This is a genomic window from Kitasatospora sp. NPDC127121, assembly GCF_042677305.1.
Taxonomy (GTDB): Bacteria; Actinomycetota; Actinomycetes; order Streptomycetales; family Streptomycetaceae; genus Kitasatospora.
Window position 1 is genome coordinate 70,727 of record NZ_JBHXTQ010000030.1, and the last position, 12,042, is coordinate 82,768.

Here is a 12,042-nt window from a genome sequence, read left to right on the forward strand (position 1 = left end):
CGATGACGACGCGCGCTGCGAGGCGACCACCACCGCCGCCGGCCGAGACGCCGCCGCCGGTGCCCGGCGGACGGGCCCGAGCCCGCTCGTTGGCCGCCCTCGTCCGGAACGGCTTGCGACCGTACCGACGCGAGCTCGTGTCCCTGATGGCCTTGCAGCTCGTGCAGACGGTCGCCCTGCTCTACCTGCCGAGACTGAGCGCCGACATCATCGACGACGGCGCGCTCGGTGCCGACCCGGCCTTCGTCCTGCGGCGGGGAGGCCTCATGCTCGTCGTCTCCCTCCTCCAGGTCGGCTGCGCGTTGGGCGCCGTCGGGCTGGGCGCGCGGATCGCGATGGCGGTCGGCCGCGACATCAGGGCGGAGGTCTTCCAGCGGGTGCAGGGCTTCTCCTCCCGTGAGGTCGGCAACTTCGGTACGGCGTCGCTCATCACCCGTACCACCAACGACGTCCAGCAGGTCCAGAACCTGGTGTCGGCGGCACTGACCGGCCTCGTCGCCGCACCGATCACGGCCGTCGGCGGTGTCGTGCTCGCTCTCGGACAGGACGTGCCGATGGCCCTGGCCCTGTTCGCCGTGGTCCCTCTGCTCGGTCTGCCCGTGGCCCTGGTCGTGCGCCGACTGCGGCCGCACTTCGCCGGCATGCAGCGGGGGATGGACGTGGTGAACCGGGTCCTGCGGGAGCAGGTCACCGGTATCCGGGTGATCCGCGCGTTCGCGCGGGACGAGTTCGAGCGGCAGCGGTTCACCCGGGCCAACGCGGAGCTCACCCACCACTCGGTGCGGGCCGGCCTGTTGACGTCCTCGATGTTTCCACTGGCGGCGACACTGGTGAACCTGTTCGGCGTGGTGCTGCTCTGGCTGGGGGCGTACCGGATCCGGGACGGCGGCCTCCAGGTCGGCGCACTCACCGCCTTCCTCGGGTACTTGATGCTCATCCTGGTCGCCGTGATCACCGCCACCTTCACGTTCATGGCGGTACCGCGGGCCGAGATCTGCGCCGCACGCATTGCCGAGGTCCTCACCACCGAGTCCAGTGTCCGGCCGGCCGGGCAGCCCCTCCACGCCCAGCCGCGGCCGGGACACCTTGAGCTGCGCGGCGTCTCCTTCCGCTACGCGGGCGCCCAGGAGGCCGTTCTGCGCGACGTGGACCTCACCGCGGCGCCGGGCGAGACGACGGCCGTCGTGGGATCGACCGGCAGCGGGAAGAGCACACTGCTCGGGCTCGTGCCGCGACTCGCCGACGCGACGGCCGGTCAGGTGCGCGTGGGGGGCGAGGACGTACGGGACCTGGACCAGTCGGTGCTGCGTCGTTCGGTCGGTCTCGTACCGCAGAACGCCTCGCTGGTCTCCGGTTCGATCGCTTCGAATCTGCGCTTCGGACGGCCCGACGCCACGGACGAGGAGCTCTGGAACGCACTCGCGGTCGCGCAGGCGAAGGAGTTCGTCGAGGCGCTGGACGAGGGCCTCGACACACCGGTCGCGCAGGGCGGCACCAACTTCTCCGGTGGGCAGCGACAACGGCTCGCGATCGCCAGGGTGCTGGTGCACCGTCCGCAGATCTATCTGTTCGACGACGCGTTCTCGGCGCTCGACTCCACCACCGAGGCGCGGCTGCGCGCGGCCCTGGCCGTGGAGGCCGCCGGCGCCGCGGTCGTCGTGGTGGCACAGCGGGTGGCGACCGTGCGGCACGCGGACCGCATCGTCGTCCTGGATGCCGGGGCGGTGGTCGGTACCGGGACTCACGACGCGTTGCTGGCCTCGAATCCGGTGTACCGCGAGATCGTCGCATCCCAGCTGGACGAGGAGCGGACGACGTGAGCGCCGGACGGTCGAAGAAGGCCCGGACCGCGCCGGGTACGCCCACGGGCCCGCCGCGGGGCGAATTCCTGTCCACCGCGCGTCGGTTGCTGGAACTGGTGGGCCTGCAAAGGCCGTTCGTGCTGATGCTCGTCCTCGGGCTCGCGAGCATCACGCTGAACGTGGCCGGACCCCTGCTGTTGGGGCGCGCCACCGACCTGATCGTGGCGATGGCAACGGCGCCGCGGCCGTCGGGCTCCGGCCCGGGGCAGGGCGGCGGCGGCCTCGCCCCCGTGGCCGGGGTCCTCTCGCTCGCACTCGGTGTGTACGGCCTCTCCGGGCTCTGCTGGGTACTGCAGGGCCGACAGGCGACCAAGGCCATCCAGCGTTCCGCCTACCGGCTCCGTTCGGACGCCGAGGCGAAGTTGGCCCGGCTTCCGCTCGCCTACTTCGACACGCACCGGCGCGGCGAGGTCCTCAGCCGGATCACGCACGACATCGACAACATCGTCCAGACCCTGCAGCAGACCCTCAGCCAGCTGACCAATTCGGTGCTGCTGATCCTGGGCCTGGTGGTGGTGATGCTCCGGCTGTCCCCGCTGCTCGCGGTGATCGCCCTCATGGTGGTGCCCGCGGCGATGGCGGCCACCGCGCTGCTCGGCCGACGGGCGCAACCCCGCCTCACCGAGCAGTGGAACGCGATGGGCCGGCTGAACGCCCACGTCGAGGAGATGTACGCCAGCCACACCCTGGTCAAGGCGTTCGACCAGGGCGAGCGATCGGCGGCAGTCTTCCGGGAGCACAACGAGGCCGTGTTCAGATCCGCCTACCAGGCACAGCTGTTCAGCGGAAGCAGCCAGCCGGTGATGACCTTCGTCAACAACCTGGGCTATGTCGTGGTCGCCGTGGTCGGCTGCCTGCGGGTGATCTCCGGAACGATGTCGATCGGCGACGTCCAGGCGTTCATCCAGTACGCGCGGCAGCTCAGCGGACCACTGACCCAGGTGACCAGTCTCGCCGGGGTGGTGCAGTCGGGCGTCGTCTCGGCCGGCCGGGTCTTCGAGCTGCTGGACGCCGTCGAGGAGACGCCGGACGCCGTCGAACGAGGGCAAGTCGTGGGTCGGGGTCTGATCCGCTTCGAGTCGGTCGGCTTCAGGTACGAGCCGAAGAGCCCGCTGATCGAGGACTTCTCGCTGACGGTCGAGCCCGGGAGGACGATCGCCGTGGTCGGGCCCACGGGCGCCGGCAAGACGACCCTGGTCAACCTGCTGCTGCGCTTCTACGACGTCACCGGAGGGCGGATCACGCTCAACGGAGTCGACCTCAGGGAGCTGCAGCGCGCCACTCTGCGGCGTCACATCGGTGCGGTGCTCCAGGACACGTGGCTCTTCGAAGGATCGATCGCGGACAACATCGGGTACGGCCGGGAGGGCGCCACCCGGGAGCAGATAGAGCTGGCTGCCAGGTCCGCCCACGCGGACCACTTCATCCGCACGTTGCCGGACGGGTACGACACCGTACTCGACGGCGAGAACGCCGGGATCAGCGCGGGGGAAAGCCAGTTGATCACCATCGCCCGGGCGTTCCTGGCCGACCCGGCGATCCTGGTGCTCGACGAGGCCACGAGCGCGGTGGACACGCGGACCGAGCTGCTGGTCCGACGGGCCATGGCGCGGCTGAGCGAGGGGCGCACCTGCTTCGTGATCGCCCACCGACTGTCCACGGTGCGCGACGCGGACGCCATTCTCGTCCTGCAGAACGGCTCGATCGTGGAACAGGGACGGCACTCGGAGCTGCTCGCCGCCGGTGGTGCGTACGCCCGTCTGTACCGGGCGCAGTTCGCCCAGCCGGGTGCGGACCTTCCCCGGTAGGGCGGGTCCGGTGGATCGTGGCGGACCCGCAGAGATCTACCGGACCCGCAGGGATCCACCGGACGAGCCCTGGCCCTGGACCAAGGACATGACGCGACAGCCGGTCGCCGGTCGCTCCCGGCCCGCGCCGCACCCGCGTTGAACGGAGGAGGACATCCATGGAGCACCCCGTCGACACCGGCGTCCCAGCATGCCGGTCTCGAAGCGCCGGACTGCACCGGCTGCCGATGCTCGCCGACGAGGCGCCGTCGGCGGTCCGCCGTGCTCTGAGGGGGACCGAGCGCGCGGGCCGGGGCGGGGAAACGAGGACCGTCTGGGCCCGCGTCAGTGAGCTGGCGGCCGAGGACGCGGGCCGCGTCGCCGTGGTGGCGGATTCGGAGGAGATCACCTACCACCACCTCTGCGTCCGGGTCCGTCAGATCCGTGCAGCCCTCCTCGGCGAAGGGTGCGGCTCCGCCGACCGGATCGCCGTCGCCGGCCCCCGGGGCGCGGACACCGTCGCCGTGTTCCTGGCCGTCGAGAGCCTGGGTGCGACGTACGTGCCGATCGATCCCGGGTGGCCCGAGGCCCGGCTGGCGGAGGTGCTGGAGAACGCCCGGCCCCGATGCCTGTTCCTGCTCGACGCCCTGTCGGGGGCGGCCGGGAGTCCGCTCCGCGCGGCGGCGGCCGAGGCCTCCATCGCGGTGCTGACGCCACCGGGGTCCACAGCCGAGGCGCCATTGTTCGCGCCGTCGTTCGCGCTGTCGACCGAACCGCCGGACGACGAGGCGCGCTATGTCATCCACACCTCCGGAACCACCGGCCGGCCGAAGGGCGCGGTGGTGGAGCAGCTCGGGATGATGAACCACCTCCGGTCGATGGTCGGCGCGCTGCGGCTGACAGCATCGGACCGGGTCGCCTTCACCGCGCCGCCGGTCCACGTCATCTCCGTCTGGCAGATGCTCGCCGTCCTGCTCGTGGGCGGGTCCGTCGTGGTGGTTCCCGAGGCGGACCTCCGGTTCGCCCGCCGCCTCGTGGGCTACGCCGAGAGCCGGGGGATCACCGTGATGGAGCTGGTCCCCACCGTGGTCGGCTGGATCGTGCGAGACGCGCAGGCGGCCCGCCGCTCCGGCCCGACCCTGCCCGACCTGCGATGCCTCGTCTCGACGGGTGAGCGGCTCGACCCCGGGCTGGCGGCGGCGGTCCTACGAGCGCTTCCGCAGACCGACCTCCTCAACGCCTACGGGGCGAGCGAGTGCTCCGACGACGTCGCGCTCCACCACGTGAGGCCGGCGGACCTGGCCCTGCCGCAGCTTCCGGCCGGTGGCCCCCTACCCGGCATCGCCCTCTATCTGCTGGTCAGGGAAGACGGCGGATGGAGGGCGGCAGAGCCCGGCGAAGCAGGAGAGCTGTGGGTGGGCGGGTGCGCTGTGGGGGCGGGCTACGTCAACGACCCGGAGCTCACCGGTGCATCGTTCTTCGTCGACGAGTTCGACCCCCGCTCACCCACCGGCAGGCTCTACCGCACGGGGGACACGGCCTACTTCGCCGATGGGCTGGTCCACTGCACCGGGCGCGCCGACCGGCAGGTCAAGCTCGCCGGCGTCCGCGTCGAGCTGGACGAGGTGGAGGCCGCCGTCTCCGGAATACCCGGTGTGACGGAGTGCGCGGTGGTCGCGGAGGGCGCCGGAGGCGAGGCACGGCTCGTCGCCTACTACGCGGCGGAGCCGGGGACGCTTCAGGACGACCTGTTCGCATCGCTGCGGTCGAGCCTGCCGAATCCGATGCTTCCGCGGCGCTGGGTGCGGCTGCCGGGCCTCCCCCGGAACGGGAACGGCAAGGTCGACTACCGCTCGCTCCACCAGCCGTCCGGGTAGCGGGGGCGGAAGCGTGCGGCCAGCAGGTCGTGACACCGCCGTGAGCCCGCTCACCGGCAGGCCTCGCCCGCGGTGGTGCCGGAGACGGATCCGGGCCAGTGGTTGGTCCGGCTCAGGTCGCAGATGCGGTCGGCGGTCCGGTCCGCGTCCGTGGGCCACAGCCGTGCTCCGTCGCCGGCGGCGGTGAGGAGCGTGCTCTGGTCGGGGCTGAAGGCGGCCGTGTGCACGGCTCTGGTGTGACCGACGAGCAGCGCCGTGACCTGCCGTGATGCCACGTCCCACAGGCACACCGTGCCGCTGGCGTCCGTGCTGGCCAGCGTGCGGCCGTCGGCGCTGAAGGTGACGGAGAAGACGGTGTTGACGTGGCCGGTGAGGGTGGCGACCGCCCGGCGCTGCGCCACGTCCCACAGGCGCACGGTGGCGTCGGAGCTGCCGGTGGCCAGGGTGCGGCCGTCGGGGGAGAAGGCCAGGGAAGCGATGGCGTTGGTGTTCTCGGACAGCACGGCGAGGGTGCGGTGCGTGGCCAGGTCCCACAGGCGCACCGTCCCGTCGTACCCGGCGGTGGCCAGCGTGCGGCCGTCGGGGGAGAAGACGGCCTTGGCGACCAGGCTGGTGTGCCCCTGGAGGACCGCTGTCGTCTGGTGGGTCGCCACGTCCCACAGGCGCACGGTCGTGTCGAGGCTGCTGGTGGCCAGGGTGCGGCCGTCGGGGGAGAAGGCGACGCTCGACACCTGGTCGGTGTGGCCTTCGAGGGTGGCCACCGGGCGGCCTGACGCGGCGTCCCACAGGCGTGCCGTGCGGTCGGAGCTCGCGGCGGCCAGCAGGAGGCCGTCCGGGGAGAACGCCAGGTGCATGATGCCCTGGCCGTGCGCCGCGAAGGTCACGGCGGGGCGCAGCGGAGCGGTGGTCCACGTGGTGACGGAGCCGTCGGTGTGGCCGATGGCGAGGGTCCGGCCGTCGGGGGCGTAGGTGGCGACGGTCGCGAGGGTGTCCAGGTCGTTCGTCGCGCTGAAGGTGGCGGCGATCTGGCGGCTCCTGAGGTCCCACGTGTGGACGATGTTGTCGGTGGCGGTGGTGGCCAGCTCGTTGCCGTCGGGGGAGAGCGCCAGCGCGGGGGCGGATGTGTTGGTCTCGTGGAGGGTGGCGCTCAGCCGGCGCTCGGCCACGTCCCACAGGGCGACCGTGTTGTCCTGGCCGATCGTGGTCAGGGTGCGGCCGTCGGCGGTGAACGCGGCCTGGCTCACCTCCTGCGTGTGCCCGTCGAGGACGGCCGTGGTGTCGTGCGACGCCACGTCCCACAGCCGCACGGCGCGGTCGGCGCCGGCACTGGCCAGGGTGCGGCCGTCGGGGCTGAAGGCGACGGTGCCGACGGCGCCGGTGTGGCCGGTCAGGGTGGCGAGCTCGCGGTGGGTGGTGGTGTCCCACAGCTTCACGGTGTGGTCGGCGCCGCTGGTGGCCAGGGCGCGGCCGTCGGGCGCGTACGCCACCGCCCGTACGGCACCGGTGTGACCGGTGAGCGTCGTGAGGGCGCGCTGGGACGCCACGTCCCACAGCCGGGCGGTCTGGTCGTACCCGGCGGTGGCCAGGGTGCGGCCGTCGGGCGAGAACGCCGCCGAGGAGACGGCGCCGGTGTGGCCGGTGAGGATGCCCGTCGTGCGGTCGGAGGCGACGTCCCACAGCCGTACGGTGCGGTCGGCGCCGGCGCTGGCCAGGGTGCGGCCGTCGGGGCTGAAGGCGACCGTGTTGACGATGCCGGTGTGGCCGGTCAGGGTGGCGAGCATGCGGTGCGTGGTGGTGTCCCACAGCTTCACGGTGTGGTCGGCGCTGCCGGTGGCCAGGGTGCGGCCGTCGGGCGCGTACGCCACCGCCGTTACGGTGCCGGTGTGACCGGTGAACTGGTTGGAGGAGTAGGCGGCGTAGGCGCTCAGCAGGCTGCCGCGGGCCTCGGTGGTGCGGGCCGTCCGGTAGCCCTCCAGCGCGACCAGCGCCGCGGCCTCGGGCTGCGTTTCGAGGAGTTGCCTGGATTGGGCGGCCCGTTCGCGGGAGACCGCGACGCGGCGCTGCGCGTCGGACTGCTCCCTCTGGACGAACGCGGTCACCGCCAGCACCAGGGAGAGCACGGTCAGGACGGCCAGCGCCACGACCGTCCGGCGCCGGCGGCGGCCACGCTGGCCGTCCGCCGCGGTGCTGGCGTCCAGGAAGGCGGACTCCAGCCGGTTGAGCGCCGCGCCGCGGGTCCGGGACCAGCCCCAGGCGGTGGCGAGCTGCGCTCCCCGGTACAACGCGCCCGGGTCGCGCTGGAGTTCGTGCCAGGTCAGGGCGGCCTGGGTGAGCCGGCGGTGTGTCCGCAGGGCCTCGCGGTCGACGTCGAGCCAGTGGCGCAGCCGCGGCCAAGCGCGGATGACCGCTTCGTGGGCGACGTCGACGGTGCCGTCGGCCAGGACGATCAGGCGGGCGGCGGCGAGCCGGTGCAGGAGGTCGTCGACGGTCGCGGCGTCGGCGAGGCCGTCGAGTTCCTTCCGGGCCAGGCGGCGGCGGGTGTCCTCGGTGCCCTCGCCCGGGGCGGTGAGCCGGAGGAACAGCAGCCGCATGGCCTCCTGGTGGCCCGGCGGGAGAGCGGCGTACATGGCCTCGGCGGTCTGGGTGATGGCTCCCCGCATGCCGCCGGTGGCCCGGTAGTCGGCCAGCCGCAGGACGGCCCCGCGGTGCCTGGTCCAGGTCTCGCGCATCGCGTGGGCCACCAGCGGCAGGGCGCCGGGCTGGCCGGTGGCCTCCGCGAGGACGGCCTCCAGCAGGTCGGGGTCCACCACGACGCCCGCTCGGGCCGCGGGTTCGACGACGATGTCCCGCAGCTCGGCCCGGGTGGGTGCGCCGACCGGCAGTTGGGCGCCGGAGCGGAGGGCGGCGGCCAGGGCGGGGTGGGCGAGGCAGCGGTCGTAGAAGTCGGCGCGCACGCTGATGACGACCCGTACCCGGGCCTCGGCCGCGCCTACTCCGGCTGATCCGGCCCCGGCAGTCCCGTCGACGGCCGTGCGGTCGCCGGCCGTCCAGGCCAGGCAGGCCAGGACCGCCTCCCGCTCCCCGGCGTCCGCGCAGGTGGTGAAGAGCTCCTCGAACTGGTCGACGACGAGGACGACGCGCCGGTCGGCGGGCTGCGTGACCAGCCAGGTGTCCAACGCGATCCCCAGGGCCGCGGGCTCGTCGGCCAGCGCGCGGGACAGCGCCTCCGCGTCACCGCCCGTCAGGGCGCAGACCGCCAGGGCCAGCGCCCGTAACGGGTGGTCGCCGGGAACCAGCGGCGCGGTGTGCCAGGACTCGTCGAGCCGGGGGAGCAGCCCGGCCCGCAGCAGCGAGGACTTGCCGCTGCCGGAAGCGCCGACGACCGCCGTCAGCCGGTGGTCACCCACGTGCCGGACCAGGTGGCTCACCAGTTCCGAGCGGCCGAAGAAGATGTCGGCGTCCCCCGTGCCGAACGCGGCCAAGCCCAGGTACGGGCAGGGAGCGGGGTCGCCCCCGTCCGCGCGGTCCTCGTCGCCGTCCTGTGCCGTGGCGGACGGACCCTGGACGGCCCGGGAAGCCGCCAGCCAGCGGGCCTCCCACTCCGCCTTCTCCCCGCCGCACACCCGCGCGTAGGCGAGCACCACGGCCAGCGACGGCAGGCGCTCGCCCTTCGCCGCCTCCGCCAGCGTGCTGGCCGAGTAGTGCGACTCCTTCGCCAGCGCGCGGTAGCTCGGTGCGCCCGACCGGTCCCGCAACTGGCGAAGCTCCCAGGCGAGCCGCTCCACCGGACCGGCCTGCGGATCGACGAACCCCTCCGGTCTGCCCAGTCGGGCCTTGCGCTGTGTCCCGTTCGGCCGCGCGTCCACGTTCACCACCCCTGGCAGGCCCCTCCCGCCCCCTCACATCGTTGTCCGACTTGAATGTCCTGCCCAGAGGGCTCTTTCGGACAATGCGCCGCCGCTGCAGAGTTCTCGGCAACGGGGGGTTCGCCGGAACACCTCGTGGCGTTCGGGGGACGGCCCGGTGGCAGCCGCTTGCCACCGGGCCGAGCGCCTCAGGTGCCGCCGCGCAGGTGCCGCCGCTCAAATCGGCACCTGCGCGGAGGACCCGTCGTCAGCGCGAAAGGCATCCGCCGCTTGCCGGCACACCTGTGACGCAGCTCACTGGAACTGCTTCGCGGTGGCCGGACAACCAGAGGTGTGGACTATTCGCTGCACGAACGGATCAGAGCCGGGGACCCGGGCGCCTTCCGGCAGTTGTTCCAGGAGCACTCGCGCGCGGTTCTGGCACACGCGGTCCGGGTGAGCGGGGATCGCGCCGGTGCCGAGGACGTCATGGCGGTGGTCTTCCTGGAGGCCTGGCGCCTGCGGGACAAGCTCCGCGACGAAGGGGCCACTCCTCGCCCGTGGTTGATGGGCATCACCGTCAACGTGCTGCGCAACCGGGCCAGAGCCGCCCGCCGGCACGCGGCCGCCCTCGCCCGGATGCCGATCGCCGAACCCGCCCCGGACTTCGCCGACGAGCTGGTCGGCCGGCTCGCCGACCGCGATCAGCTGCTGGCCGCCAAGACGGCGTTGGAGAAACTCCGCCGTGGGGAGCGCGAGGTGTTCTCGCTGTGCGTGTGGGCGGACCTCAGCTACCCCGAGGCCGCCGAGGCCCTCGGCATCCCGGTCGGCACGGTGCGCTCCAGGCTCTCCAGGGCCCGGACCCGGCTGCGTGCCCTGGCCGACAAGGAACTGCGGCAGGCCTCGAAAACTCGCCGGGAACCCCTGCGGGCAGCCGGACAAGTACAGGGTGGCCGGATGGTTCCGGCCCGGTCGAACAAGGAGTGAAGCAGATGACCAGCATCCCGCAGCGGCGGCAGCCGCTCGATGACACGGAGCTGAGGCACCTGCTGCCGGCGGCCGGAGCACCTGCCGTCCCGCTCGGCCGGCAGCGCCAGATCGAGGAGTTCCTGATGAACGAGATCACCCGTACCACCGAAGCCGCAGTGCCGGTCCGCCCCGAGGCCAGGAAGCGCCGGCGGCTGCTGATCGCCGTGCCCACCACGGTGGCGGCCCTCGCCCTCGCCGCCACCGTGGCGGCCACCACGCTCGGCAGCCCGGGAGCAACCCCCGCGGGCAGTGAGCGCATCTCCGCGCCCGTCATCCAGGTCTCGGCGGGCGACACCGCAGGCCTGGCCGGCGCCGTGGAGCGGATCTCGCTGGCCGCCAAGGCCGCGCCGGACGTCGTCCTGCGCCCGGGGCAGTACGTCTACATCGAGAGCACCGTCTCCCACCTCGCGGGCTCCGTCGACCTCAGCAGCGGCACGTCGAAGGTGTGGGTCGAGAAGCCCCACCAGCGGCAGATCTGGCACTCGGCCGACGGCCGCACGGGCTGGCTCACCGAAGAGGGCAAGTCCCCGGAAGGCGGCGCGGCACTCTCGGCGGACAGCGGCAACCACCTGAACGCACCCTCCTACGACTACCTGCGCACCCTGCCCACCGACCCGCAGGAACTGCTGCAGAAGATCTACACCGAGACCAAGGGAAGCGGCAGCGGGCCGGACCAGCAGGCGTTCGTCACCATCGGCGACCTGATCCGCGAGCAGGCCGTCCCCGGCGAGCTCGCCGCCGCGCTCTACCAGGCTGCGGCCCGCATCCCCGGTGTCGTCCTCGTCGACAGCGCCACCGACGCCGCCGGGCGCACCGGCATCGCGATCGCCCGTACCAACACCGCCACCGGCTCCCGAGACGAGATCATCTTCGACCGCAGCTCCTACACCTTCCTGGGCGAGCGCAGCGTCCAGGTCGCCGAGGTCTCCGGGGTCAAGCCCGGCACCGTCATCGCGAACACCGCCGTCCTCAAGCGCGCCGCCGCCGACGCCCCGGGCCGCCAGCCGGGCAACGCCCAGGCCTGACCGCACCCGCGCGTCGCTCCGCGCGTCGCTCCGCCCGTCGCTCCGCCCGTCGTTCCGGCCCTCGTTCTCGGGCCGGGGCGGCGGGCGGAGCTGTGTGAACAGAGTTGGACAGAGAGCTCCTAGTAGGGCTTGGTCAGGTCTGTGCGGTAGTGGCGTGTCTGTTGGTGGGTTGTGTCGTTGGTGGTGTGTGACACCTGAGGAGATGGCCGGGGTCCGGGAGGACCTGGCGGCGTTCACGGCGGAGATGTTCGAGGCGTTCACGCGCGCGGATCAGCATCGCTGGGGGCAGGCGTATGTACGGGGACTGCTGCTGGACGGGCGGCGCAAGTCGGTGGAGCCGATGGCCGCGCGGCTTGGTGAGGACGGCAACCGGCAGGCGCTGGCGCACTTCGTGACCACCAGCCCGTGGGACCCGGCGCATGTGCGGGCCCGGCTGGCCTGGAGGATGCAGGCCGAGCTGAAGCCGACGGCGCTGATCATCGACGACACGGGGTTCCTCAAGGACGGTGACGCCTCCGCGTGCGTGTCGAGGCAGTACACCGGGACCGCGGGCAAGGTGACCAACTGCCAGGTGGGCGTCTCGCTGCACCTGGCCACCGACCACGCCTGCGCCGCCG

The 12,042-nt window shown here is 72.9% G+C and carries 7 protein-coding genes; 6 read left to right on the forward strand and 1 reads right to left on the reverse strand.

Annotated features, from left to right (window positions below; all coding sequences use genetic code 11):
• Window positions 1-146: 146 nt before the first annotated feature.
• The 3 genes from ACFVHI_RS17385 to ACFVHI_RS17395 all read left to right on the forward strand — a co-directional run bounded on the left by ACFVHI_RS17385 (window position 147) and on the right by ACFVHI_RS17395 (window position 5,526).
• Window positions 147-1,820: an ABC transporter ATP-binding protein gene (locus ACFVHI_RS17385; RefSeq protein WP_380340131.1), complete on the forward strand. Its 1,674-nt coding sequence runs from the start codon at window positions 147-149 to the stop codon at window positions 1,818-1,820.
• Window positions 1,817-3,670 carry an ABC transporter ATP-binding protein gene (locus tag ACFVHI_RS17390; RefSeq protein ID WP_380340134.1) on the forward strand — a complete coding sequence of 618 codons (1,854 nt, stop codon included), beginning with the start codon at window positions 1,817-1,819 and terminating at the stop codon, window positions 3,668-3,670. The genes ACFVHI_RS17385 and ACFVHI_RS17390 overlap by 4 nt, the downstream gene beginning before the upstream one ends.
• A 158-nt stretch (window positions 3,671-3,828) precedes the next feature.
• Entirely contained in the window at window positions 3,829-5,526 is a 1,698-nt protein-coding gene (locus tag ACFVHI_RS17395) for an amino acid adenylation domain-containing protein (protein WP_380340137.1), read from the forward strand.
• Window positions 5,527-5,576: 50 nt separating this feature from the next.
• On the opposite strand, the gene ACFVHI_RS17400 is transcribed toward ACFVHI_RS17395, so the two are convergent.
• Window positions 5,577-9,392, reverse strand: a complete 3,816-nt coding sequence (locus ACFVHI_RS17400) for a cytochrome D1 domain-containing protein (RefSeq protein ID WP_380340140.1) — start codon at window positions 9,390-9,392, stop codon at window positions 5,577-5,579.
• A gap of 333 nt (window positions 9,393-9,725) precedes the next feature.
• Between ACFVHI_RS17400 and ACFVHI_RS17405 the strand changes: the two genes are divergently transcribed.
• The 3 genes from ACFVHI_RS17405 to ACFVHI_RS17415 all read left to right on the forward strand — a co-directional run.
• Entirely contained in the window at window positions 9,726-10,358 is a 633-nt protein-coding gene (locus ACFVHI_RS17405; RefSeq protein ID WP_063352256.1) for an RNA polymerase sigma factor, read from the forward strand.
• Window positions 10,359-10,363: 5 nt separating this feature from the next.
• Window positions 10,364-11,425 (forward strand): CU044_5270 family protein, encoded by a 1,062-nt coding sequence (locus ACFVHI_RS17410; RefSeq protein WP_380340142.1) that lies wholly within the window; start codon window positions 10,364-10,366, stop codon window positions 11,423-11,425.
• Window positions 11,426-11,627: 202 nt separating this feature from the next.
• Window positions 11,628-12,042, forward strand: a 415-nt coding sequence (locus ACFVHI_RS17415) for a transposase (protein ID WP_380340145.1), incomplete at its 3' end; no start/stop codon positions are given.

Excerpts from the sequence above, each read along its gene's own strand:
- ACFVHI_RS17385 (WP_380340131.1), top strand. The coding sequence starts at position 147 with ATGGCCTTGCAGCTCGTGCAGACGGTCGCCCTGCTCTACCTGCCGAGA.
- ACFVHI_RS17395 (WP_380340137.1), top strand. The coding sequence starts at position 3,829 with ATGGAGCACCCCGTCGACACCGGCGTCCCAGCATGCCGGTCTCGAAGC.
- ACFVHI_RS17410 (WP_380340142.1), top strand. The coding sequence starts at position 10,364 with ATGACCAGCATCCCGCAGCGGCGGCAGCCGCTCGATGACACGGAGCTG.